Here is a 23,711-nt window from a genome sequence, read left to right on the forward strand (position 1 = left end):
CGCTAAGGCACCGCCGCTAGACACCCCCCGACAGGGGGTCAAGTCTGGCGGGCGCGGAAATATCCGGCTAGACTGGCGCTTTCTCCGCCAGGCGGGCGTTATCCACGAGAAACCGATGATCCGCGATACGTTGAAGGCCGCGCAAATCGCGGCGATGAAGGCCGGCGACAAGCCGCGCCTGGCCGCCATCCGCCTGATCCTGGCCAAGCTGAAAGACCGCGACATCGCGCTGCGCACTGGCACCGCGCCCGCCGACGACGACGTCACCGTGGTCGACGTGCTCCAGAAGATGGCCAAGCAGCGCCGCGAATCGATCCTGCTCTACCGCCAGGGCGCGCGCGAGGAACTGGCCGCCACCGAGGAAGCCGAACTGGCGGTGATCGAGGAATTCCTGCCCTCGCAGATGGGCGAAGACGAGACCCGCGCTGCGATTCAGGCGATCAAGGGCGAACTGGGCGCCAGCAGCCTTAAGGACATGGGCAAGGTCATGGCCGAACTGAAGGCGCGGCACGGTTCGGAACTCGACATGAGCAAGGCCAGCGCGCTGGTCAAAGCCGCGCTGGCCTGAACTCCCGCGTCAGGCCGCCTTGGGTGGCGCCGAGCAATTCTCGTTGACGATCCACCACTTGCCGTCCTCACCGCGGTGATAGACGTCGGTGCAGCGGAAGGTGGAGTTGTTGGCGGGCGTGGTCGAGCTCGCCCCGTCGGACACCGAGCTGACGATGAACGTGTCGCCGTCGACAATCTGGATCTTCTTCGCGGAAACGGTGATCTTGTCGAGCTTGGCCGCGGCGAAGGCATCCTGGTTCTTGTCGAACGCCGCGCGATCGGTGGTCATGGCCGGCGAGGCGATGTCGAAGCTGACCACATCGGGGGCGTACATCGCCTTGATCTTGGCGGCGTCCATCGAACCCCACACCTTGACCGTATCGTCGAACGCCTTGCTGGCATCGGCTTCGGTCACCGCCGCAGCCGCCGGCGCGGCTACCTCGGCCTTCTGGCAACCACCAAGCATCGCACAGGTTGCCGCGGCCGCGGCCAGCATCCATCTCGTCATGGCAATTTCCCTCTTCCCGATCACGGCCCTTCCCCGGTTTACGCCCCAACCGCACTTCGCTCCAAGCGGAATTGCGCTTAAGAGAAGCGGCAACCGATGTCGCTTTCTCCCGCCTTCCTCGACGAACTGCGCGCCCGCATCTCGCTGTCGGGCGTGATCGGGCGGACCACGCGGCTGACCAAGGCCGGGCGCGAGTTCAAGGCGTGCTGTCCGTTCCATTCCGAGAAGTCACCGAGCTTCACGGTCAACGACGACAAGGGCTTCTACCACTGCTTCGGCTGCGGCGCGCATGGCGACGTGATCCGCTGGCTGACCGACCAGCGCGGCCTTGCGTTCATGGATGCCGTCAAGGAGCTGGCGGGTGAGGCCGGGATGGAACTGCCCGCGATGGACCCGCGCGCGGCGGAGAAGGCGAAAGAACGCCAGGGGCTCGACGACGTGATGGCGGCGGCGCAGGCGTGGTTCGTCGAGCGGCTGCGCAGCGACGAGGGCGCGGCGGCGCGCAAGTATCTGGCGGGGCGTGGGTTCGCGCCCGCGGTGGTCGAGCTGTTCGGCTTCGGCTTCGCGCCCGAGGGGCGGCAGGCGCTGAAAACGGGCCTAGGCGCGTTTCCCGAGGCGCTGCTGATCGAAGCCGGCCTGCGGATCGTGGTCGAGGACCCCAGTTCGACGACGAAGAGGGAGCCCTACGACCGCTTCCGCGCGCGGCTGATGCTGCCGATCCGCAATCCGCGCGGACAGATCGTCGGGTTCGGCGGGCGCATCCTTGACGCGGCGAAAACGGATGCGCCCAAGTACCTCAATTCGCCCGACACCCCGATCTTCGACAAGGGCCGCACGCTCTACAACCTCGACAAGGCCGCACCGCTCGCGCGCAAATCGGGGCGGCTGGTGGTGGTCGAAGGCTATATGGACGTGGTCGCGCTGGCCAACGCGGGAATCGAGGAGGCGGTCGCGCCGCTCGGCACCGCGCTGACCGAGGCCCAGCTCGAGCTCGCCTGGAGGGTGTGCGAAACCCCGCTGCTGTGCTTCGACGGCGACGCCGCGGGCCAGCGCGCGGCGATGCGGGCGATGGTCCGCGCACTGCCGCTGCTGCGCCCGGCGCACAGCCTGGCGATCTGCCGGATGCCGCAGGGGCTCGACCCGGACGATCTGTTGAAAGCGCAAGGACCGCAGGCGCTGCTCGCGCTGCTCGGCCAGGCGACCCCGCTGGTGGAGGCGCTGTGGCAGGCCGAACGCGACGCGCAACCCTGCCCCACGCCCGAGGCCAAGGCCGGGCTCAAGGCGCGGCTGCTCGCGCATGTCGACGCCATCGCCCATCCCGACATCCGCTCGCTCTATCGCCGCGAACTGCTCGACCGGTTCGGCGGCTGGGCCTTCCCGGCGCGTCCGGCGCGCGAGCCGCGCGGCGCGTTCCGTCGCGGCCCGGCCCTGCCCGACCGGCTCGATCCAGGGGTCGCGCATCGGCTCAACCGCGCGGCGGACGAATCGCCGGACAAGCTGCTCGGCGCGGTAATCGCCGGTTTCCTGCGCTTTCCCGCAAGCCTGGTGCGCCATTCCGACGCGCTCGCCCGCCTCGCCCCCGCCGATTCCCGGATCGCCGCACTGATCGATGTCCTGGTCGAGTGCGGCGATGGTTTCGGCGACGTCGGCCAGGTGCTTGATCGGCAAGGGATTGCCACCATATTGGTCGAGCGGAAGCTCCAGCCCCCCGCGATCCGAGACTATGCAGGCCTGCCATTCGCTTTTCTGGCCGAAGATGCCGACCCGGCGGCGGCCCGCGCGGACCTGGCCGAAGCGATGGCGTTGCTAGTCGAGCGGCCCGCGCTCGAAGCGGCGCTCGCCGCGGCGGAAAAACGGTTCGCCGAGGATCCCGAGGGCGCTTTCGCCGAGCAGCAGCGCTTGCTGCAGACGAGACTGGCGCTGGAGCGGCGCATGATGCAAAGGGCGACCGCGCGCGCGGGCGCCGAAACGGGAACGAACGGATCTGATGGCGACCATTGACAAGGACGCGGGCGGCGACGCGCCGCTGATCGACCTCAACGAAGCTTCGATCAAGAAGCTGATCGCGCGCGCCAAGCGCCGCGGGGTGATCACCGTCGACGAACTCAACGAGGCGCTGCCGCAGGACCAGATGTCCGCCGACCAGATCGAGGACATCATGTCCGCGATCAGCGAGATGGGCGTCAACATCGTCGAAAGCGACGAGGACGCGGTCGATCCCGAGGAGAAGGAGGTCGACGAGGTCGACGAGCCCGATCCCGTCGGCAGCGATTCGCCCGCGGTCGAGAAGAAGAAGGAAGTCATCGAGCGCACCGACGATCCGGTGCGGATGTACCTGCGCGAGATGGGCGCGGTCGAGTTGCTCAGCCGCGAGGGCGAGATCGCCATCGCCAAGCGGATCGAGGCCGGGCGCGACACGATGATCCTGGGATTGTGCGAGAGCCCGATCACCTTCCACGCGATCATCCAGTGGTCCGAGGCGCTCAACAACGCCGAGATGCAGCTGCGCGAGATCCTCGATCTCGACGCGATGCTGTCGAAGGAGCCCGCGCCCGAGAACCTCACCGAGGACGGCGAGGAGAGCGACGACGACGGCGAGATCACCGAGAAGACCGCCGGCCCTTCTTTCAAGGAAGAGGACGAGCCCGAGGAGGAATCGGTCGACGCCAACGACGACGACGAGGACGGGATCGAACGCCGCGCCCGCCGCCCGGTCGAGGAGGAAGAGGAGGACAACACCCTCAGCCTCGCCCAGATGGAGGCCCAGCTCAAGCCGCAGGCGCTCGAGAAGTTCGCCGAGATCACCGCGCTGTTCAAGAAGTTCGAGAAGCTCCAGCGCGAGCGGCTCGACCTGCTCGGCGCGGGCGATGCGCTCAGCTCGGGCAAGGAAAAGACCTATCAAGCGCTGCGCGAAGAGCTCACCGCGCAAGTCGAGAGCGTGCAGTTCCACGCCACCAAGATCGAATTCCTGGTCGACAACCTCTATGCCTTCAACCGCCGGCTGACCACGCTGGGCGGGCAGATGCTGCGCCTGGCCGAGCGCCACAAGGTCAACCGCAAGGACTTCCTCGACAGCTACGTCGGCCACGAGCTCGACGAGGGCTGGCTCCAGGCGCAGGGCGCCAAGGACAAGAAGTGGGCGGCGTTCGCGGCGAACGAGGCCGATCCGGTCGAGCGCATCCGCGCCGAAGTCGCCGACATCGCGGCCGCCACCGGCATGTCGCTGGGCGAGTTCCGGCGGATCGTCAACATGGTCCAGAAGGGCGAGCGCGAGGCGCGCATCGCCAAGAAGGAAATGGTCGAGGCCAACCTGCGGCTGGTGATCTCCATCGCCAAGAAATACACCAACCGCGGTCTGCAGTTCCTCGACCTGATCCAGGAAGGCAACATCGGGCTGATGAAGGCGGTCGACAAGTTCGAGTACCGCCGCGGCTACAAGTTCAGCACTTACGCCACCTGGTGGATCCGCCAGGCGATCACCCGCAGCATCGCCGACCAGGCGCGCACCATCCGCATCCCGGTCCACATGATCGAGACGATCAACAAGCTGGTCCGCACCAGCCGCCAGTTCCTCCACGAGCAGGGCCGCGAGCCCACGCCCGAGGAAATGGCCGAGCGCCTGTCGATGCCGCTCGAAAAGGTCCGCAAGGTGATGAAGATCGCCAAGGAGCCGATCAGCCTCGAAACCCCGATCGGCGACGAGGAAGACAGCCACCTGGGCGATTTCATCGAGGACAAGAACGCGATCATCCCGGTCGACGCCGCGATCCAGGCCAACCTCAAGGAAACCGTCACCCGCGTGCTCGCCAGCCTCACCCCGCGCGAGGAACGCGTGCTGCGGATGCGCTTCGGGATCGGCATGAACACCGATCACACCCTGGAAGAGGTCGGCCAGCAGTTCAGCGTCACCCGCGAACGCATCCGCCAGATCGAGGCCAAGGCGCTGCGCAAGCTCAAGCACCCCAGCCGCAGCCGCAAGATGCGCAGCTTCCTCGACCAGTAGGAGCGTCGGCCGGGGGACCGTCGCGGTTCGACGATCGGCTCAGTCGGGCAAGGCGCGCGGATCGCCCGCCACGAGCCGGCCGTGCTCGGCCCAGGCCGCCAGCGAGGGGCTGAACTCGGCCTTCGCCTTGGCCGCGTAGCGGGCGAGGTCCGCCGGGCGGCAGACCCCCTGCCAGCTGCCGTTGGTGCCCTGGTGGAGGAAGGTCCTGGCGCCACCCTTCCACGCTCCGTCGGCTTGCGGCATCAGTTGCTCGGCCGCGCCCTTCATCGCCGCGAAACCGGCCGCCTCGACCAGCTCGGGCCACAGCCCCCCGGCGATCTCGATGCCGAGGAACGCGGCGATCCGCCGCATCTCGCAGGCAAGGTCGGCCTTCATGTCGTTGTAGTGGACCAGCAGCACCTGCGGATCGCGCCGCGCCGCCCAGAAACTGTTCTCCATCACGAAATAGCCCGCGCCGGTATCGCCCAGGTCGTCTTCGGGCCCATCGACCCACCCGGCGAAATGCGCGGCGGGGTCCTGCGGCGAGAAGTCGAACGTGTCGCCGTCGCCGAACTTCGGGTCGGCATTGCTCAGCTCGACCAGGCGCCCGATCGTTTCGGCGGTGTAGTTGGCCTTGTGGTTGAAGAAGCTCATCGCCGCGTCGCGCCCGTCGCGGGCGACGTGGATGTACCTGATCCCCTCGAAATGCGGCAGCGCATCGAACGGCAGGTGCGACTTCAGGAACCGGCGGTGGGTCTGGCTTGCGGCCAGCGCGTGCATGGCGCCGGGCGGCGGCATCCGGAAATCGGGCCAGGGCGAGATGTCCTGCACCGGGAACGGCGCGGCGCTGCCGAACACCATCATCCCCACGATCCGCTGGGTCCAGGTGGTGCCGCACTTGGCGTAGGTCGAGATGACGATGTCGTCGGGCCGCACCGGAAAATCGTCCCAGCAGGCGCTGTCGAACACCCGGTTGCGCACGTGGCGTTCCGCCCGCCGGATCAGCCGCGGCGACGCGCTCTCCGCGCAAGCCATTTCGGTCTTTTGAAGCACGGGCCGTCCCTCTCCCAAAACGGAGCGACCCGATGCCGGCGAGGCTAACCGGCCGGCCGGGCAAGTCGATGGCGCGAGGCCAGCGGCCCCGCAATTGCGATGGGGCGCCGGAACCAGGCAACCTCCGATCGGGTTCTTGAAGTAGCCGCGCTCCGCCTGGCCTCCCACTGGCAGGGCGCGGCCACCACTATTGGAGGGAAAAATTCCTTGGGACAGAACCGGCCACCCAGCCCCAGCTAAGGACACGAGCAGTGCCCGATGAGCTTGAAGACGAGATCGACGTCGAGCAGACCCAGACCAAGCTGCGCGAAGGCCTCGAGACCGTCAAACAACTGGTCGAGGAGACCAAGTCGCTGCTCCTGTCGCAAAGCGAGCCGCCCGAGCAGGCCTGACGGTCAACGCCCGCCCAGGCCCCCCTCACATCACCCACAGCCGAGGCCGATGCTGTTCGCGGATCACCTCGTTGATCCCCCAGAGCATCGCATCGGCGCGATCGGGGCTGTTCCCCGGGCCTTCGTAGCCGCCGCCCGCGATCATTCCGAGCAGCTCTGCCTCCAGCGCGGCGAAGCGCCCGTGCAGGCGCACCTTGCCCGCCTCGAGAAGGTGCGCGACCGACTCGGCGCGCAGCGATTTGCCGACGCGGGCGTTCACCAGCAGGACCCGCAGCGCAGGGTCCGCGGTGTGGAGCACGGCCTTGACCATCTTGCCGCCCTGGTTGGCCTCGGCGACGATCTCGCCGGTGCCGTGCGCCGCCGCGGCCGCCGCCGCCGCCCCCGCCCAGCCCTCGGGCGAGCGCGCGGCGACGCTGTGGTCGGCCAGGACGTGGGCGATCCCGTCGGCATCGCGCACGCAGGCGACGATCCCGCAGGTGCCGTCGCCGCTGGGCGGATCGACCGCGATCCCCCGCTCATCCAGAGCGAAGTCGAGGGATCGCCCGCCAGGTTGCGGCGTTGCGCGCGATGTCTCGACTGCCCTCGACATGAGCGGGCCGGGCCAGGTTTCGCACGGCATGAGCGGATCTGGACAATCCCTGCCCAATCCGTGGGAAATCTCCTGCGCCGGGACTGGCATCCCGGGCGCTGGGGGACTATGGGCGCGGGATGAAGCTTGCCATTGCTTCCGACCATGCCGCCTTCGCGCTGAAGGCCGAGCTTGCCGCGTGGCTGCGCGACGAGGGGCATGAGGTGAGCGATCTGGGCACGCACGGCGAGGCCAGCGTCGATTACCCCGATTACGGCTATATCCTGGCCGATGCGGTCGCCCGCGGCGAGGCCGCGTTGGGCGTGGCGCTGTGCGGCAGCGGGATCGGGATTTCGATCGCCGCCAACCGCAACCCCGCGGTGCGCTGCGCGCTGGTGTCGGAGCCGCTTTCGGCCACCCTCGCCCGATCGCACAACGACGCCAACGTGATCGCGCTGGGCGCGCGGCTGACCGGGATCGAGATGGCCAAGGCCTGCATCGCGGCGTTCCTGACCACCGAATTCCTGGGCGGCCGCCACGGCGGGCGGGTCGACAAGCTTTCCCATCCGCCGCTGCCCGCCGCCCAGTCCGAACCGACTTCCGCCGGAGTGCCTGCATGACCATGACCGCCGAGATCGACGCGCCGATTCGCAGCGCCGGCTTCTTCACCGAGCACCTCGCCAGCGCCGATCCCGCGGTCGCCGCCGCGATCCGCGGCGAGCTGCACCGCCAGCAGACCAAGATCGAGCTGATCGCGTCCGAGAACATCACCAGCCTGGCGGTGCTCGAGGCGACGGGATCGGTGCTGACCAACAAGTATGCCGAAGGCTATCCGGGCAAGCGCTATTACGGCGGCTGCGAATACGCCGACGTGGTCGAGAACCTGGCGATCGAGCGGGCCAAGGAGCTGTTCGGCTGCGCCTTCGCCAACGTCCAGCCCAACAGCGGCAGCCAGATGAACCAGGCGGTGTTCCTCGCGCTGCTGAACCCCGGCGACGCCTTCATGGGGCTCGACCTCAACTCGGGCGGGCACCTGACCCACGGCTCGCCCGTCAACATGAGCGGCAAGTGGTTCAAGCCGATCCCCCTATGGCGTGCGCCGCGACGACGAGCTGCTCGACATGGAGCAGGTCGAGCGGCTGGCGCACGAGCACAAGCCCAAGCTGATCATCGCCGGGGGCACCGCCTATTCGCGGACCTGGGACTTCGCCGAATTCCGCCGGATCGCGGATGCGGTCGGTGCGGTGCTGATGGTCGACATGTCGCATTTCTCCGGGCTGGTCGCGGGCGGCGCGCACCCCTCGCCCTTCCCCCACGCGCATGTCGTGACCACCACCACCCACAAGTCGCTGCGCGGGCCCCGCTCGGGCGTGATCCTGACCGACGACGAAACCATCGCCAAGAAGATCAACAGCGCGGTGTTCCCGGGCATGCAGGGCGGGCCGCTTATGCACGTGATCGCGGGCAAGGCGGTCGCGTTCGGCGAGGCGCTGAAGCCCGAGTTCAAGGCCTATGCCCGCCAGGTCGTCGCCAACGCCCGCGCGCTGGCCGCGAGCGTCGAGCAGCACGGCCTGCGGGTGGTTTCGGGCGGGACCGACAACCACCTGATGCTGGTCGACCTCACCGCCAAGGGCGTGACCGGCAAGGCCGCCGAGAAGGGGCTCGACCGCGCGTTCCTCACCTGCAACAAGAACGGCATCCCGTTCGACAGCCGCTCGCCGTTCGTGACCTCGGGCGTGCGCCTGGGCACCCCGGCGGGGACCACCCGCGGCTTCCGCGAGGACGAGTTCGCTCGGATCGGCGCGCTGATCGCGGAAGTGGTGGACGGCCTCGCGCGCAACGGCGATGAAGGCGACGGCCAGGTGGAAGCCCGCGTCCGCGCCCGCGTCGAAGAGCTGTGCGCGGCCTTCCCGATCTATCCGGAGATGTGAAGATGAGCGATTTCGATCCCAAACCGAACGGCGACCTGCTCAGCGAGGCCGGCGCGGAGATCAAGGGCATGGCCAAGGAAGGCCTGCACCACCCCTCGACCAAGCCGGTGCTGATCGGCGCCGGGGTCGGCGCGGTGGCGGGGCTGGTGCTGCCGGTGCTCAGCGTGCCCGTTGGCCTGCTGGGCGGCGCGGCGTTCATGCTCTACAAGCGGCTGCGTCCTTGAGGTGCCCGTTCTGCGCGCACGATGACAGCCAGGTAAAAGACTCCCGCCCCACCGAAGACAACACCGCGATTCGGCGCCGTCGCCAGTGTGAGAGCTGCGGGGCGCGGTTCACCACTTTCGAGCGTATCCAGCTGCGCGAGATCGTCGTGGTCAAGAGGGGCGACGCGCGCGAGCCGTTCGACCGCGCCAAGCTCGAACAGTCGGTCGCGCTGGCATGCCGCAAGCGCGGCATCGCCCAGGAACGCCTCGACCAGCTCGTCTCGGGAATTCAAAGGCAGATCGAAACGCTGGGGGAGACCGAAACCTCCGCCAAGGCGATCGGCGAGATGGTTATGGAAGGGCTGCGCCTGCTGGATTCGGTGGCGTATATCCGGTTCGCGAGCGTCTATCGGGATTTTAGCGAAGCGCGGGATTTCGAAGAGTTTGCCGGGACGGTGCGGGATGTCGGTCAGGGCTAAGCCTCCCCTCATCGTCCTCGTCCGCCCGCAGCTGGGCGAGAACATCGGCAAGGCGGCGAGGGCGATGCTCAATTTCGGGCTCACTGAGCTGCGCTTGGTCGAACCACGGGACGGTTGGCCGAATCCATCCGCCGGACCGGCCGCGGCGGGCGCGGACGAGGTGCTGGCACGGGCCACCGTCCATCGCACGCTGGCCGACGCGGTCGCAGATTGTGCGCAAGTCTACGCCACCACCGTACGCAAGCGCGGGGTGACCAAGGCGGTGTTAACCCCCGAACAGGCCGCAGACGCGATTCACCGCGAGCCGGGACGTTCGGCGCTGGTGTTCGGACCCGAACGGTCGGGGCTCGAAACCGACGACGTCGCGCTGGCGCGGGCGATTGTGACCGTCCCGGTCAATCCGGAATTCGGCTCGCTCAACCTGGCCCAAGCGGTGATCCTGTGCGCCTACGAGTGGTCGAAGTTCAACGACCTGGCCCAGCCCACGATCGAAGATCTGCTGCCTCCCGCCCCACAGCGGGAACTGGAAGGTATGATCGCACAGCTCGATGAGATGCTGGACGCGCGCGGCTATTTCCATCCTGAGGGACGCTCGGCCGCGACCCGTCGCAACTTACGCGGACTGTTGACCAAACCCGCCTGGAATCATCTCGAGCTGCGGACTTTCCGCGGGGTCCTAACGCACCTCAACCGCCGCCCCCGCGCCGACTAACGCAAGTCGTCGAACTGTTCGAACTCGTAGGCAATCGAACTTTCGACCAAATTCTCCCACAACCGCGCAATCCGCTCGACCGGAGCACCGAGCCGATCCGCCTCGGCGCTCGCGGCGGCAATGACCGCTACCTTGCGGATGTCATCGCGGACCAGTGAGCGGTCGGGTTTGATCCGCGCCGCAGCCCGCATGTAAGCGAAGCGGCGGGCAAGCAGTCGCACCAACTCGCGGTCGAGCGCATCCACGCCGTGGCGAACGTCGCGCATCGTTTCGCAGGAATCCGGTTCGATCGGCATGGTCCGCGCCATGCCCGGCGCCGTCCGCAAAGTCGAGCCAGCTTCCATCGCCGCAGTGTCGTCCACAAAGTCTTGCATTGGAAAAACAATGGCGTTCTACTCGCACCTTGCAGGAGGGTTCGCAATGCAGTTGAATACGTTGGCATTTCCGATCGCATTGTCGATCTTGGCAACGTCGGGGGTTGTACGCGCCGAGACGCCGGTGCCCAAGCCGACTCCAAAGGGGGCCGATGCGGATGAACGAATCGTTTGCCGCCGCGAGCAAGCGACTTCGTGGCGCACGACCGCGCCGAAGATATGCATGCCGCTTCGGGCCTGGAAGGCGAGCGAACTCGACGCGCGAGACTTGGCGCGCAAGATTCGAGAGCGCAGCAACATCCCCAATCTCCCGCCCAGCAACTGATCTCCGCCTGGGGACCGCCGCAGTGCCGTTGGCAAAGTCGAGCGAACGGGCAGCTTTGAATTCGACAAACCGCAACGGTAGGAGCACCCTCGCGCACGGCGAGGCGGAGTCGCGGTCGGCCGTTTGACGAGGGGATTTATGGCTTCGCTGCATGTCTGGCTTCTAGCGGCACCCGGCATCGTGCTGGCTAGCGCCCTCGTCGCGCAATCGCCAGTTCCGACCGCCGCCCCCGCCCCTGCGGAAGAAAAGCTGGTTTGCAAGAAGATTAAAGCGGCAGCTTCGCGCCTGCCCGGCTCCAGAGTCTGCATGACCAAGAAACAATGGCATGAAAGCGAATTCCAGGCCCGAGACCTTGCCCGCAGAATGCAACAGGACAAGGAAACCACGCACGGGAGCAATTGAGCAGGACGGACCTCGGCAAGACCTGGCGCTGCGCGGCAACCGGCAGCAAGCCCGAGAAGGCCGGGTTGACCTTTTCCCACCGCCCGTCTACGCGCCCGCCTTCGCAATTGGCCCCGCACCCCGGTGAAGCGGTGGCCGCGTCTGTCTGTATGGCGTGACGGTGCGGTTCCGGGTGAAGCATGAGCCTTCTGTTCGTGCAACAGCCAGCGGGCGTTTGTCCGCGCGGCAGCAAATGGAGTGAGACGCGCATGTCGAAGCGCAATTCGTCGAAGTACAAACTCGATCGCCGCATGGGCGAAAACATCTGGGGTCGTCCCAAGAGTTCGGTAAACCGCCGCAGCTATGGTCCCGGCCAGCACGGCCAGCGCCGCAAGAGCAAGGTGTCGGATTTCGGCATCCAGTTGCGCGCCAAGCAGAAGCTCAAGGGCTATTACGGCGACGTCACCGAAAAGCAGTTCAAGCGCACCTATCAGGAGGCCGCGCGGATCAAGGGCGATACCGGGCAGAACCTGATCGGCCTGCTCGAGCGCCGGCTGGACATGATCGTCTATCGCGCCAAGTTCGCGCCGACGATCTTTTCCGCGCGCCAGATCGTCAGCCATGGCCACATCCTGGTCAACGGCGTGAAGTGCAACATCGCCAGCCGCAGGGTTTCGCCGGGCGACGTCATCAGCCTGGGCGCGAAGGCCAAGGAGATGGCGCTGATCGTCGAGGCGCAGACCCTGCCCGAGCGCGACATTCCCGAATACGTCGCCCCCGACGGTACCGACAAGGCGACTTTCGTGCGCGTACCCACGCTGGACGAGGTGCCCTACCCAGTGAAGATGGAACCGAACCTGGTGGTCGAGTTCTACTCGCGCTAATCCGCGGATTTCAACCAATCGGAAAGGCGGGGCGCGATCCCCGCCTTTTTCGTTTGGGCTCAGGCGCTTATATGGTTGCGCCGAAATGAAGAATATTTTCGCCCGAGTGACATGGCGCACCGGAACGGAGCGCGCGGTGCGGCATTATTCGCGAGCCATGAAAAAGCTTCAGACCATGAAACGCTTTCGCTTCGTGACCCCGCACCGCGTCGGCAAATGGTATTCCGACCTCAACCTCGCCCAGCGCCTCGCCGAGACGATCGGGGCGGGGTTCCTCGAACGCCGAACCGGCCAATTCGTGCTTTACCCCGGGGTGCGGCTGGAAACGGCCGAAGACGAATGACGGCTCAGCGCGGCTTGATGCGCGGATAGTTCTTCACACTGGCGAACCACCGCACCAGCGCAACCTGGACCGCAACGTCCTCTACTGCGCCGCCTAGCTCGAAGCCCGCGCCGATCTGGTCGCTGGGGCGGTGGTAGGTTGTGTCCATAAACCGCTCGACGCGCGCGGGGTCCGAATAGCTCGAGCTGACCATCACCGCGGGAATATCGTGCTGCAGCAGCGCCCAGCCATCCTGCCGGTGCAGGAAGCCGTCGGCGACCGGATTGGTCTCGATCTTCACCTTCAGCGAGCGGGCGACCTTGGCAATGTCGCCGTCCAGTTCGGTGCGGCCATGGCCGATCACGGTCAGCGGCTGTCCCGCAGGACCGATCGCGGGGCTATCTATGTTGAACGCGGCTACGATCGACGCCAAGGGCAGCGGTGGGTTTTCAGCGAAGGCGTGCGCGCCGAGCAAGCCGAGTTCCTCGGCGCTGGTGGCGAGGAAATAGACGTCGCGATCGAGCCGCCTGCCCTTGGCCAGGACCCGCGCCACTTCGGTCAGCACCGCCAGCCCACTGGCGTTGTCGATCGCGCCGTTGCAGATCAAATCTTCGGCGGGGGGCGCGGCGCAGGTCCCGAAATGATCCCAATGCGCGACCAGCAGTACCGCGCCGCGCTCCGGGTTTCGTCCCGGCAGCCGCCCGACCAGATTGTGCGTGCTGATGCGAGTCTCGCGGGTCGTGGCCTCGAGCGTGCCGGTCAGCGGCAGTGGTCGCGGCGGCACGCCGGGGGTGTCCGCCGCCTTGACCAATGCCGGCCAGTCCGGGCCGAACAGCCCGGTCGCATAGTCGGCGGTAACGAACGCCTCGAGATCCCCGCCAAGCTGGTCGTCGGCCAGGGCATAGCCCGCCCGCGTGCGCCGTTCGGCCACCGCCTCGAGCGTGCGCTCGCCGTCGAGCACGGTCAGCACAGCCCCCGCCCCGGCTTCGATCAGGCGATCCTGGCGGCTCGCGGCAGTATCGGCGTCCATACCGGCGGGCGGAGCATCGAGCAGCACGACGATCCTTCCGGCCAGTTCGCCGCGCGGCGGCATGGCTCCGTCACCGCGCCCGATGAACACCAGCGGAGCGTCTTCGAGCAGTTGGCGCGGACCCGACGTGAGCACGAGGATTCCGGTCGCCGGTAGTCCCAGCATCCGCCGGTTGCGCTGGAACGACGCCATCGAGCGCGAGGGCGCGCGTTCGACCAGCTCGACCGGTGCGAACCAGGCGTTGCCGGGATCGTTGGTGCCCGATACCAGCCCGATCGTGAACCACTCGCGCGCCAGATAGCGCAGGGTCTTGCTCTCGCCGTCGGTTCCCGGCTCACGTCCGCCGAAATCGTCGCTGGCGAGCGTTTCGATGTGTCTGCGCAGCGCGGCTTCCAGCCCACGGTCGGCGTCGGTCGTACCCGCCTGCGCCGGTCCGAGTGCTAGCGAAGCCAGCAAAAGCGCAAGGCACCGACGTGACAAGAAGCTCTCCCGCACTCGACTCGTCGCCGAAGCGCTACGCTTCATCGCACAACTCGATGTTTGCCGAAAGCGCAGCCCGCGTATTCGTTCCTGACAAAACGCTTTGCGGCGAAGCACTTCCGCCGGACGGCGAATTGGACCGCTACTCAGCGGTCCAGCCGCCATCCATGCTGATGTTGGAGCCGGTGATCTGCGCGGCATCGTCGCGGCACAGGAACAGCGCCATCGCCGCGACCTGTTCGGGCAAAACGAACTGGCGCGTGGGCTGGCGCACCAGCATCACGTCGTTGAGCACCTGTTCGCGGCTCAGCCCGCGCGCCGCCATCGTATCGGGGATCTGGTTTTCCACCAGCGGCGTCCAGACATAGCCGGGGCTGATGCAATTGGCGGTGATCCCGCTGGTCGCCATTTCCAGCGCCAGCGTCTTGGTCAGTCCGGCAAGACCGTGCTTGGCGGAGACATAGGCGGCCTTGAACGGCGAAGCGGTCAGCGAATGCGCGCTGGCGGTGGCAATGATCCGGCCCCAGCCCTTCGCCTTCATGTGCGGGATCGCCAGCCGCGCGGCGTCGAACGCGGCAGTCAGGTTGAGCGCGATGATCGCGTCCCACTTTTCCACCGGAAACTCCTCGACCGGCGCGACATGCTGCATCCCGGCGTTGCTGATCAGGATGTCGACCCCGCCGAATGCCTTCGCCGCCGCCGCCATCAACGCCTCGACCCCGTAGCGGCGGGTCAGGTCGGCATCGACGTGGATGGCCGGCGCTCCGCTCGTCGCGCTCAGCGCGGCGGTTTCGGCGGCGATCGCATCGGCGTCGCCGAAACCGTTGATCACCAGGGTCGCGCCCTCGGCAGCGAGCGCCTTGGCATAAGCCAGCCCGATCCCCGAGGTGGACCCCGTGACCAGCGCGCATTTGCCCTTGAGGAACATTGACCGGCCCCGCAGTGTTGTTACCCGAATGGTGGCCGCCTTTGCGGCTCGGCCAACGGTTGTCCAGTGCCAACAAGGGGGGAGCGTGCGATGCGGCTCGACGATTTCGATCCCAACAGCGTCAACATCGGCGACCAGCGCGGCAGCGGGTTCTCGCTCGGCGGTACTGGCGGCCGAGTAGGCTGCGGCAGCATCGTGATAGCGCTGATCGCGGCGCTCGTGTTCGGGGTCGATCCGGGGCAGATGCTCGGCGGGGCGCAGGATTCAGGTGCCGGGCAGGTGCAGACCCAGGGCGGAACCAACGCCACTGAAAGCTGCTCGGTCGATGCGGTCAGCCGCGAAAGCTGCAACGCCTTAAGCTCGCTCAACAAGACCTGGGCACCGCTGTTCGAAGCAGCCAAGATCCCGTTCACCCCGCCGCGGCTGGTGTTCTATTCGCAAATGGGCCGATCGGGCTGCGGCACCGCGCAAAGCGCGATGGGACCGTTCTACTGCCCGCAGGATCAGAGCATCTACCTCGACACCGACTTCTACAGGGAACTTGAGCAGCGGCTCGGCGCGGGTGGTGATTTCGCCCGCAATTACGTGATCGCGCACGAATACGGCCACCATATCCAGAAATTGCTGGGCGTGGCGGATCAGGTGCAAAGCGCACAGCAGTCGAACCCGAGCCAGGCCAATCCGCTACAGGTGGCCATGGAACTCCAGGCCGATTGCTACGCGGGGGTCTGGGCCGGACGCAACAAAGACCGGATCGACCAGGGCGATCTGGAAGAAGGCCTCAACGCCGCGCACTCGATCGGCGACGACGTGCTGACCAAGGGTCAGGTCGCCGAGGCCTCGTTCACCCACGGGTCGGCGGCGCAACGGATGGAGTGGCTGCGCAGGGGCATTTCCACCGCCGACGAAGACCAGTGCGACACATTCGCCGCATTCAAGCGCTAGGCCGGAACGACTCGCCGCAAACCGCGTAGTCCAGGCAGGACGAAACGGCGCCGTCGTGCGACGCTTCATTTCCTGACAAGGGGATAGCCCATGCGGGTCGCACTGCCGTTAGCCATCGTTGCTTTCTTTTCCGCCGCCATGCCTCTCAGCGCGCAAACCGTGGTCGATCCCGACAACGTCCGCGCGACCGACGTGATGCTTTCGCCGCTGTCCGACGTGAATATCCGCAAAAGGGCGATTCCGCCAGCGCTCGTCTCCGCGCTCGCCGATCCCTACAGCCTCACGGGCCTGAAGACCTGCGCGGGCTACACAACCGCGATCATGGACCTAGACGTTGCGCTGGGCGACGATTTCGACGTCGCGACTGGCCAGAAGACAGACATGGAGAACGTCGGCAACAGCGCGGGCACGATCGCCAAGTCGCTGATCGGCAGCTTCATCCCGTTCCGCGGCGTCATCAGGGAAGTCTCCGGCGCCAACGCCCAGCAGCGCGCCTGGGACCGCGCGCTCTATGCCGGATCGGTCCGCCGCGCCTTTCTCAAGGGGATGGGCCAGTCAAAGGGTTGCGCCTATCCCGCCGCCCCGGCCACCCCGCAGGTTGTCGCCATGCTGACTGCCAAGCGCCAGGCCGAGCGTGCCGCCAGGAACGCAAAGCCGGCCCCCGCCGAACGAACCGCGGGCGCTCCGGTCGAAGTCGCGATGCAAGCGCGGGCGGTCGTCCAGCCGGTGAGCGTCGCCCGCCGCTAGCAATCCGGAGCTTTCCCCGCGGCGCGCGTTCGCCTAGCAGGCGAGCATGCGCGTGGCCGACTGCCATAACATCGACGATTTCCGCGAGCTGGCGCGGCGCCGGCTGCCGTGGCCGGTGTTCGACTACATCGACGGCGCCGCCGACGACGAGTTGACCAAGGCGCGCAACACTGCCGCCTTCGCCGACGTCGATCTGGTCCCCGACGTTCTCGCCGGGGTCGCGGAATTCGATACCTCGTGCACGATCATGGGCCGGCGCAGCGCGCTGCCCCTGATGCTCTCGCCCACCGCTTTGCAGCGGGTGTTCCATTGGCAGGGCGAGCGCGCGGTGGCGCGTGCGGCCGAGAAGTTCGGGGTATGGTTCGGCATTTCCAGCCTCGCCACGGTGAGCATCGAAGAGATCGCCGCGCTGACCAGCGGACCCAAGCTGTTCCAGCTTTATGTCCACAAGGACCAGGGCCTCAACCGATCGATGATTGAGCGCTGCCAGGCCGCGAAGTTCGATTGCATCGCGCTGACCGTGGACACCATCGTTTCGGGCAAGCGCGAGCGCTGCGCGCGCAGCGGCTTCACTTCCCCGCCGCGGTTCACGGCGCGCAACCTGCTCGGCTATGCGATGAAGCCGCGCTGGGGGCTCGACTACCTTCTGCGCGAGAAGTTCGCGCTGCCCAACCTCGATACGCACGTGCTCGAAGGAACCGGCGAGGCGGTGTCGATCGCGGGCTATTTCAATACGATGCTGGACACTTCGATGGACTGGCGCACCGCGGCGAAGATCCGCGAGGAATGGGGCGGCACGTTCTGCCTCAAGGGCGTGATGAGCGCCGCCGACGCGCGCCGCGCGGTCGAGATCGGGGCCGACGCGATCATGATCTCCAACCACGGCGGGCGCCAGCTCGACGGCAGCCGTGCTCCGTTCGACCAGCTCGCCGAGATCGTCGACGCGGTCGGCGGCGAGATCGAGGTGATCTGCGACGGCGGGGTCCGCCGTGGCACGCACGTCCTCAAGGCGCTGGCGAACGGGGCGACCGCGGCCTCGGGCGGGCGGCTGTACCTCTACGCGCTCGCCGCGGCGGGGCAGGCGGGAGTCGAACGCGCGCTGACGATCCTCAAGGACGAAATCGAGCGCGGCATGCGGCTGATGGGCGTGACCAGCGTCGACCGACTGACCCGCGACCGGCTGCGGCGGCGCTAGGAGATTTGCGATGCCCGACGGCGATAGAGTGCAGAACGGCAACGTCGCGCTGCTGATCGATGCGGACAACGCTTCGGCCGGCGGGCTCGACCAGACTCTGACCATCCTCGCCGAACTCGGCGCGGTCAACGTCCGCCGCGCCTACGGCAACTGGAGCAAGCCAGGCCTCAAGAGCTGGGTCGCGCTGATTCAGAAATACGCGATCGAGCCGCAGCAGCAGTTCGATATCACCAAGGGCAAGAACGCCACCGACATGAAGATGACCATCGATGCGATGGACCTGCTCTACTCAGGTCGGGTCGACGGCTTCGGGATCATGTCGAGCGACAGCGACTTCATGCCGATCGCGATGCGCATCCGCCAAAACGGGCTGCCGGTTTACGGCTTCGGGACCAGCCGCACGCCCGAAGGTTTCCGCCAGGCCTGCACCCGGTTCATCGATCTGAACGCGGCCGAGCAGACCGCCAGCGAGCCCGATGACAAGACCGGTGTTGCACCACCGGTCGGCGACGACCTGGTCAAGCTGCTGGGCGATGCGTTGAAGGCGTCAAAGCGCGACGAGAGCGGTTTCGCCAGCATCTCCGAGGTGGGCCGCCGGGCCAGTGCTCGGTCATCATTCGACGCGCGCAGCTATGGCTTTCAACGCCTGTCCGATCTGGTCCAGTCGCTCGCCCAGTTCCAGACCGAGCGCCGCAACGGGGAACTGTTTATGAAGCGGCTTCGCTGAGCGCATGGACAAGCTCGCCGAAATCGTCGCGACCAAGCGCGCCGAAGTGGCCGCGCGAAGGCTGCGCGAACCTGTCTCCGCGCTGCGCGAACTGGCCGCGGCGCAGGTACGGCCGCGCGGGTTCGAGGCGGCGTTGCGACGCAGAAGCGCCGACGGCTTCGCGCTGATCGCGGAAATCAAGAAAGCTTCGCCCTCCAAGGGTCCCATTCGTGAGGATTTTCGTCCCGCCGATCATGCCCGAGACTACGCCCGGGGTGGGGCGGCGTGCCTGTCGGTGTTGACCGACGCACCTTACTTCCAGGGTCACGAGGACTACCTCATCGCCGCGCGGCACGCCGTCACGCTCCCGGTCTTGCGCAAGGACTTCATGGTCGATCCCTGGCAGGTGCTCGAATCGCGTGCGATCGGCGCCGACGCGATCCTGATCATCGTCGCCGCGCTCGAGGATGCAGCCATGGCCGAAATCGAGTGCGCGGCGATCGAGCACGGGATGGATGTGCTGGTCGAAGTCCACGACGCGGCCGAGATGGAACGGGCGAGCCGCCTGAAGTCGCGTTTGATCGGGGTGAACAACCGCAATCTCAAGACTTTCGTCACCGATCTTACAGCGACGGAAGAACTCGCTCCGCTGGCGCCGGAGGGCGCCTTCCTGGTCGGCGAGAGCGGGATCGCCTCGCACGCCGACTTGCTCCGCCTTGAGCGCAGCGGGGTGCGCGCTTTCCTCGTCGGCGAGAGCCTTATGCGCCAGCCGGACGTGGCGAAGGCGACGCGCGCGCTGCTCGGCAACTAGCGCTGTCCTACTGCGTCGGCCTTGTGCCATAGCGGTTCGCGATGATCGCCTTCCACCCCTCTTCCCGTCCGCCAGATCCCCGCTGTGCGGGAGCGACTTTTTCTTCCTTAGGACAGTGGTCCAAGTGGTCCACGCCCGGCAGCGAAAAGCGCGCGCGATGGCGCTGACCCACCTCGACGAATCGGGCAACGCGCGAATGGTCGACGTAGGCCCCAAGCCCGAAACCGCGCGTTCGGCGACAGCGCGCGGACAAATCGCGATGTCGGCGCAGGCGCTCGCCGCAATCCGCGACGGCGCCGCGCCCAAGGGCGACGTGCTCGCCGCGGCGCGGATCGCCGGGATCATGGCGGCCAAGAAGACCGCCGAACTGATCCCGCTGTGCCATCCGCTCGGGCTCGACGCGGTAACCGTCGACTTTGCCTTCGGGGAAGGCGGAGTGGAAGCGACGGCAACCGCTTCTCTCACAGGTCGAACGGGCATCGAAATGGAAGCGATGACAGCAGTTTCGGTCGCACTTCTGACAATCTATGACATGGCTAAGGCGCTCGACAAGGCGATGGTCATTGGCCCGATCCGCCTGATCGAAAAGCGCGGCGGCAAGTCGGGCGACTGGTTCGCCCCCGCGGCATGAAGCCGCCGCCGCTGTCGCTGGACGAAGCCCAGGCGCGCCTCCTGGCCCTGGCGCCCGCGCTCTCTGTCGAGCACCGCTCGATCGAGGACTGCGCTGGCTTCTATCTTGCCGAACCGCTGACCGCGTTGCGTACCCAGCCCGCGGCGGCGATGTCGGCGATGGACGGTTACGCGGTGCGCGCTGGGGAATCCGGGCCGTGGCGGGTGATCGGGGAAAGCGCCGCCGGACGTCCGCTCGATCGGCCTCTGAGACCGGGCGAGGTGGCGCGGATTTCGACCGGGGCGATCGTGCCCGAGGGCGCGGATCGCGTGCTGCTGCAGGAGGATTGCACGCGCGAGGGCGAGACTCTGCGCCATCTCCAGGCGGCCGCTGGGCCCGGCCGGCATGTCCGCCGCGCCGGGCTGGACTTTGGCGCAAACGACCTGCTCCTTCCTGCGGGAACACGGATCGGCGCGGCCCAACTGGCCCTCGCGATCGCCGCCGGGCACCAGCATCTCGCGGTTCGTCGCCCGGCGCGGCTGATCGTCATCGACTGCGGCGACGAACTCGTGCCGCCGGGCGTCCCCGGCCTGCCGCATCACCTGCCCGCCAGCAACGCGCCGATGCTCGCCGCGCTCGTGGCGGGGCTTCCGATCGAAATCCGCCGCTTGGGTCCGATTCCCGACAGGCTCGAGGCGCTTGCCGAAGCTTTCGAGACTGCGCGCCCGGCCGATATCGTGGTCACCAGCGGCGGCGCCTCGGTAGGCGACCATGACCTGATCCGCCCCGCGCTCGCCCATGCCGGCGCGCGCATCGATTTCTGGCGGGTGAAGATCAAGCCGGGCAAGCCGCTGCTCGTCGCCCGGCGCCCCAACGACGGAGGTAGCCAGATCGTCCTGGGGCTACCCGGGAACCCGGCCTCGGCTTTCGTCACGGGATTTCTGTTCATGCTGCCGCTGCTGCGCGCCGCGCTTGGCGCCGCCCAGCCGCTGCCGCGGTGCTTTCCGGCACGGCTTGCCGCGCCGCTGCCCCCAGGGGGCAAGCGTATGGAGTTCCTGCGCGCGCGTTGGGCCGACGGCGAAGTTACCGCCGGGACCGAGCAGGACAGCGGCGCCCTGCGCCCGCTGGCCCACGCCAACGCCTTGATTTGCCGGGCGATCGACGCGCCTGCGGCCACGGCTGGCGACATCGTGCCGATCTATTGGCTGGAAAACGGCGGTATTGCTTGACGAGGCGGCAGCGGTTGCTTAATTGTTCCTTGTTCGTTCGTGATTTGGCGGACGTAGTGCAATCGAGGAGCCCGGGCGATGCTGACGCGCAAGCAGCACGAACTGATCACCTTCATCCAGGCCCGGCTCGAGGCCAGCGGAATCTCGCCCTCGTTCGAGGAGATGAAGGAGGCGCTTGAGCTCAAGTCCAAGTCGGGCGTCCATCGCCTGATCTCGGCGCTTGAGGAGCGCGGCTTCATCCGCCGCCTGCCCAATCGCGCGCGCGCGCTTGAAGTGATCAAGACCCCAGAAGGTTCGGTGACCAAAGCAACCCCGCGCCCGGCGAATGCGAACGATGCGCTTGCCCCTCTACGCGCGCCTGTAACGCGAGGCGCTCCGGCCAACGACGTGATCGAGCTGCCGCTGCACGGGCGGATCGCCGCGGGCATGCCGATCGAGGCGTTCGAAGGCCAGTCCACCCTTCCCGTCCCCGCCGCGCTGCTGGGCGCAGGCGAACATTATGCGCTCGAAGTGTCGGGCGATTCGATGATCGAAGCAGGCATCCTCGACGGCGACTACGCCCTCGTGCGGCGCACCAACACCGCGCGCGATGGCGAGATCGTGGTTGCGCTGATCCGTGGCGAGGAAGCGACGCTGAAATACCTGCGGCGAGAAGCCGGCATGATCCGGCTCGATCCCGCGAACGGTGCCTACGATCCGCAGATCTACAAGCCGGGCGAGGTCGAAGTGCAGGGCAAGCTGGCGGGGTTGCTGCGGCGATATCACTGAGGCGGGGGCCGCCACCAGCCGTGCTCACCCTGGCTCTCCGCCACCGTGTGCACCCGGCCATCCGCCAGATCGATCGCCAGTCCGCCGGTTCGCGTCAGCAGCGCGCGATCGGCCTTCAGCTGGCGCGGGCGACAGCTCCTGGGCAGCCAGCGTTCGCTGACCACGATGTCGGCGCGCTCGCAGGCGGCGGCGAGTTCGCGTTCGTCGATCCGTTCGCGCGTGCGCCCGATCAGCAGCGTGGTGACGCGCCCGGCGCGGTCTAGAGCCACCGTGCAGAAGTCTGCACTGCATGTAGCGCCGGGCCAGCGTTCGAACGGGATCCGCGCGCCGTCGATCCCCGCGCTCTTGCGCAAATTGTCGGTGGCGAACTCGCTCTTGCTCTCACGCAGCACGAGCAGCGGACCGTCGGGGGAAGGAATCGCGACATGGCGGCCGTCGCCCGAGATCAACAGGTCGGGTGTGTGAAGACGAGCGAGCATTGCGCAGCCCAGCACCACCGGAACCAGCCCCAAAAGCCGCACCCGTCCGCTCCACAACGCGAGCCACAGGCCGCCTGCCACAAACAGCGCGAAGGTCGTGCGCGCCATCCCCGGCAGCAGCGCCACGGAGCCGGGCTGCGCCGCCGTCCAGTGCGCAAGGGCGAGCAGCAGTTCGAGGCTCTTGCCCGCCGCCCACCACGCGGGCGCGCCCAGCCCGGCCCCAGGGATGACAGCGTCGAGGACCAGCGCCGGCGCGATCAGCGGCATCGATACGAACGTGGTCAGCGGGATCGCGACGACGTTGGCCAGTGCGCCATAGACCCCGGCGCGGTGGAAGTGAAACAGACCGATCGGCATCAGCGCCAGCTCGATCACCCCTCCTGTGACCAGCAGCATCGCCAGCAGGCGCGCGAGCCGCACCGGCCGCGCCTCATCGCGCGGCGCCAGGAACGCCCGGACCGGCGCGGCCGAATGCAGCGCGACGATCGCGATGACCGAGGCGAAGCTCATCTGGAAGCCGGGCCCGACGACGGCTTCGGGCCAGAACAGGATGACCACGAACGCGGCGACCGCGATCATCCGCATGCTCAACGGGTCGCGCCCCAGCGCCAGTGCGATCAGCACCAGCACCGCGCCGATGCACGAGCGGATGGTCGGCACCTCCGCGCCCGTCAGCAAAGCATAGGCGACCCCGGCCAGCGCCCCGGTCGCGGCGGCGGCGAGCGGCAGGCGCACCCGCAACGCCAGCCACGGCCACAGCGCGAGCAGGCGGATCGCCAGGACATAAGCCGCACCGACCACCGCGCTGACATGCAATCCGCTGATCGGGAGGAGATGGGTCAGCCCTGCATCGCGCATCGCATCTTTGTCTGCGGCCAGGATCGCGCCACGCTCGCCGCTGGCAAAGGCCGCGGCGATCGCCCGGGCGTGCCGCCCAGCCGCTCGCGGACATGTCGCGAAAGGCTGCGTTGAACGCGGCCGAGCCAGCTCCCGCCCGGCATCGGCGTCAATACCTCGGGCTTGGCCAGCACGCTTCCGGTCGCCGACAGCCCCATGAACCACGCAGCGCGGGCGAAATCATAGGCGCCGGGCAGCATTGGCGAGGCCGGCGGCATCAGCC

The 23,711-nt window shown here is 67.4% G+C and carries 28 protein-coding genes and 1 pseudogene; 21 read left to right on the forward strand and 8 right to left on the reverse strand.

Going from position 1 to position 23,711, the window contains the following annotated elements; genetic code table 11:
- The first annotated feature begins 115 nt into the window (after positions 1-115).
- Positions 116-568 carry a GatB/YqeY domain-containing protein gene (locus GKE62_RS04380; protein ID WP_154691167.1) on the forward strand — a complete coding sequence of 151 codons (453 nt, stop codon included), beginning with the start codon at positions 116-118 and terminating at the stop codon, positions 566-568.
- 9 nt (positions 569-577) lie between these two features.
- On the opposite strand, the gene GKE62_RS04385 is transcribed toward GKE62_RS04380, so the two are convergent.
- Positions 578-1,045, reverse strand: coding sequence for a nuclear transport factor 2 family protein (locus tag GKE62_RS04385; protein ID WP_195908583.1), 468 nt, complete (start codon positions 1,043-1,045; stop codon positions 578-580).
- A 108-nt stretch (positions 1,046-1,153) separates the two neighbouring features.
- Here GKE62_RS04385 and dnaG point away from each other — a divergent pair, with 108 nt between their 5' ends.
- Positions 1,154-3,058, forward strand: coding sequence for a DNA primase (gene dnaG, locus GKE62_RS04390; protein WP_154691169.1), 1,905 nt, complete (start codon positions 1,154-1,156; stop codon positions 3,056-3,058).
- Positions 3,045-5,060: an RNA polymerase sigma factor RpoD gene (gene rpoD / locus GKE62_RS04395; RefSeq protein ID WP_154691170.1), complete on the forward strand. Its 2,016-nt coding sequence runs from the start codon at positions 3,045-3,047 to the stop codon at positions 5,058-5,060. Before dnaG ends, rpoD begins: the two co-directional genes overlap by 14 nt.
- A gap of 39 nt (positions 5,061-5,099) precedes the next feature.
- Here the strand turns inward: rpoD and GKE62_RS04400 are convergent, their stop codons facing one another.
- Positions 5,100-6,092 carry a sulfotransferase domain-containing protein gene (locus GKE62_RS04400; protein WP_154691171.1) on the reverse strand — a complete coding sequence of 331 codons (993 nt, stop codon included), beginning with the start codon at positions 6,090-6,092 and terminating at the stop codon, positions 5,100-5,102.
- A gap of 251 nt (positions 6,093-6,343) precedes the next feature.
- Between GKE62_RS04400 and GKE62_RS04405 the strand changes: the two genes are divergently transcribed.
- Entirely contained in the window at positions 6,344-6,484 is a 141-nt protein-coding gene (locus GKE62_RS04405) for a hypothetical protein (RefSeq protein ID WP_154691172.1), read from the forward strand.
- Between the two features lie 25 nt (positions 6,485-6,509).
- Here GKE62_RS04405 and GKE62_RS04410 read toward each other — a convergent pair whose 3' ends face one another.
- Positions 6,510-7,103, reverse strand: coding sequence for a hypothetical protein (locus tag GKE62_RS04410; RefSeq protein ID WP_230206908.1), 594 nt, complete (start codon positions 7,101-7,103; stop codon positions 6,510-6,512).
- 89 nt (positions 7,104-7,192) lie between these two features.
- On the opposite strand from GKE62_RS04410, the gene rpiB reads away from it, so the two are divergent.
- From rpiB to GKE62_RS04435, 5 genes and pseudogenes are all read left to right on the forward strand, one after another.
- On the forward strand, positions 7,193-7,672 hold the full coding sequence (gene rpiB, locus GKE62_RS04415; RefSeq protein WP_154691174.1) for a ribose 5-phosphate isomerase B: 480 nt from the start codon (positions 7,193-7,195) through the stop codon (positions 7,670-7,672).
- Positions 7,673-7,674: 2 nt separating this feature from the next.
- Positions 7,675-8,983: pseudogene (gene glyA / locus GKE62_RS04420) on the forward strand (serine hydroxymethyltransferase).
- A 2-nt stretch (positions 8,984-8,985) separates the two neighbouring features.
- The gene (locus GKE62_RS04425) at positions 8,986-9,207 is read left to right on the forward strand and encodes a hypothetical protein (RefSeq protein WP_154691175.1); all 222 of its coding nucleotides are present in this window, start codon (positions 8,986-8,988) and stop codon (positions 9,205-9,207) included.
- Positions 9,204-9,665: a transcriptional regulator NrdR gene (gene nrdR, locus GKE62_RS04430; RefSeq protein WP_154691176.1), complete on the forward strand. Its 462-nt coding sequence runs from the start codon at positions 9,204-9,206 to the stop codon at positions 9,663-9,665. The genes GKE62_RS04425 and nrdR overlap by 4 nt, the downstream gene beginning before the upstream one ends.
- On the forward strand, positions 9,649-10,377 hold the full coding sequence (locus GKE62_RS04435) for an RNA methyltransferase (protein ID WP_154691177.1): 729 nt from the start codon (positions 9,649-9,651) through the stop codon (positions 10,375-10,377). Before nrdR ends, GKE62_RS04435 begins: the two co-directional genes overlap by 17 nt.
- Here the strand turns inward: GKE62_RS04435 and GKE62_RS04440 are convergent.
- Positions 10,374-10,673: a chorismate mutase gene (locus tag GKE62_RS04440; protein WP_154691178.1), complete on the reverse strand. Its 300-nt coding sequence runs from the start codon at positions 10,671-10,673 to the stop codon at positions 10,374-10,376. The two genes, GKE62_RS04435 and GKE62_RS04440, sit on opposite strands and share 4 nt — an antisense overlap.
- 10 nt (positions 10,674-10,683) lie before the next feature.
- Between GKE62_RS04440 and GKE62_RS04445 the strand changes: the two genes are divergently transcribed.
- From GKE62_RS04445 to GKE62_RS18395, 4 genes are all read left to right on the forward strand, one after another.
- Positions 10,684-11,076 carry a hypothetical protein gene (locus GKE62_RS04445; RefSeq protein WP_154691179.1) on the forward strand — a complete coding sequence of 131 codons (393 nt, stop codon included), beginning with the start codon at positions 10,684-10,686 and terminating at the stop codon, positions 11,074-11,076.
- A gap of 138 nt (positions 11,077-11,214) precedes the next feature.
- Positions 11,215-11,478 carry a hypothetical protein gene (locus GKE62_RS04450; protein WP_154691180.1) on the forward strand — a complete coding sequence of 88 codons (264 nt, stop codon included), beginning with the start codon at positions 11,215-11,217 and terminating at the stop codon, positions 11,476-11,478.
- Positions 11,479-11,726: 248 nt separating this feature from the next.
- Positions 11,727-12,341, forward strand: a complete 615-nt coding sequence (gene rpsD / locus GKE62_RS04455; RefSeq protein ID WP_154691181.1) for a 30S ribosomal protein S4 — start codon at positions 11,727-11,729, stop codon at positions 12,339-12,341.
- Positions 12,342-12,426: 85 nt separating this feature from the next.
- Positions 12,427-12,684 carry a hypothetical protein gene (locus GKE62_RS18395; protein WP_195908727.1) on the forward strand — a complete coding sequence of 86 codons (258 nt, stop codon included), beginning with the start codon at positions 12,427-12,429 and terminating at the stop codon, positions 12,682-12,684.
- A 4-nt stretch (positions 12,685-12,688) separates the two neighbouring features.
- On the opposite strand, the gene GKE62_RS04460 is transcribed toward GKE62_RS18395, so the two are convergent.
- Positions 12,689-14,149 (reverse strand): M28 family peptidase, encoded by a 1,461-nt coding sequence (locus GKE62_RS04460; RefSeq protein WP_230206909.1) that lies wholly within the window; start codon positions 14,147-14,149, stop codon positions 12,689-12,691.
- Between the two features lie 166 nt (positions 14,150-14,315).
- Positions 14,316-15,101 carry a 3-hydroxybutyrate dehydrogenase gene (locus GKE62_RS04465; RefSeq protein ID WP_154691183.1) on the reverse strand — a complete coding sequence of 262 codons (786 nt, stop codon included), beginning with the start codon at positions 15,099-15,101 and terminating at the stop codon, positions 14,316-14,318.
- A 90-nt stretch (positions 15,102-15,191) separates the two neighbouring features.
- On the opposite strand from GKE62_RS04465, the gene GKE62_RS04470 reads away from it, so the two are divergent.
- The 8 genes from GKE62_RS04470 to lexA all read left to right on the forward strand — a co-directional run bounded on the left by GKE62_RS04470 (position 15,192) and on the right by lexA (position 22,112).
- Complete coding sequence (locus GKE62_RS04470; RefSeq protein WP_154691184.1) at positions 15,192-16,046, forward strand: neutral zinc metallopeptidase; 855 nt, start codon at positions 15,192-15,194, stop codon at positions 16,044-16,046.
- A 90-nt stretch (positions 16,047-16,136) separates the two neighbouring features.
- Positions 16,137-16,793, forward strand: coding sequence for a hypothetical protein (locus GKE62_RS04475; protein WP_230206910.1), 657 nt, complete (start codon positions 16,137-16,139; stop codon positions 16,791-16,793).
- Between the two features lie 46 nt (positions 16,794-16,839).
- Positions 16,840-17,988, forward strand: a complete 1,149-nt coding sequence (locus GKE62_RS04480; RefSeq protein ID WP_154691185.1) for an alpha-hydroxy acid oxidase — start codon at positions 16,840-16,842, stop codon at positions 17,986-17,988.
- Between the two features lie 10 nt (positions 17,989-17,998).
- On the forward strand, positions 17,999-18,715 hold the full coding sequence (locus tag GKE62_RS04485; RefSeq protein ID WP_154691186.1) for an NYN domain-containing protein: 717 nt from the start codon (positions 17,999-18,001) through the stop codon (positions 18,713-18,715).
- A gap of 4 nt (positions 18,716-18,719) precedes the next feature.
- Positions 18,720-19,505 (forward strand): indole-3-glycerol phosphate synthase TrpC, encoded by a 786-nt coding sequence (gene trpC / locus GKE62_RS04490; protein ID WP_154691187.1) that lies wholly within the window; start codon positions 18,720-18,722, stop codon positions 19,503-19,505.
- 157 nt (positions 19,506-19,662) lie between these two features.
- Entirely contained in the window at positions 19,663-20,136 is a 474-nt protein-coding gene (gene moaC, locus GKE62_RS04495) for a cyclic pyranopterin monophosphate synthase MoaC (RefSeq protein ID WP_154691188.1), read from the forward strand.
- The gene (locus tag GKE62_RS04500; protein WP_154691189.1) at positions 20,133-21,344 is read left to right on the forward strand and encodes a molybdopterin molybdotransferase MoeA; all 1,212 of its coding nucleotides are present in this window, start codon (positions 20,133-20,135) and stop codon (positions 21,342-21,344) included. The genes moaC and GKE62_RS04500 overlap by 4 nt, the downstream gene beginning before the upstream one ends.
- Positions 21,345-21,422: 78 nt before the next feature.
- Entirely contained in the window at positions 21,423-22,112 is a 690-nt protein-coding gene (gene lexA, locus GKE62_RS04505; protein WP_154691190.1) for a transcriptional repressor LexA, read from the forward strand.
- On the opposite strand, the gene GKE62_RS04510 is transcribed toward lexA, so the two are convergent.
- Positions 22,106-23,449: a ComEC/Rec2 family competence protein gene (locus GKE62_RS04510; RefSeq protein WP_154691191.1), complete on the reverse strand. Its 1,344-nt coding sequence runs from the start codon at positions 23,447-23,449 to the stop codon at positions 22,106-22,108. The genes lexA and GKE62_RS04510 overlap by 7 nt on opposite strands.
- Positions 23,431-23,706, reverse strand: coding sequence for a hypothetical protein (locus GKE62_RS18785; RefSeq protein WP_154691192.1), 276 nt, complete (start codon positions 23,704-23,706; stop codon positions 23,431-23,433). The genes GKE62_RS04510 and GKE62_RS18785 overlap by 19 nt, the downstream gene beginning before the upstream one ends.
- Positions 23,707-23,711: the final 5 nt, after the last annotated feature.

The organism is Novosphingobium sp. Gsoil 351, assembly GCF_009707465.1.
Taxonomy (GTDB): domain Bacteria; phylum Pseudomonadota; class Alphaproteobacteria; order Sphingomonadales; family Sphingomonadaceae; genus Novosphingobium.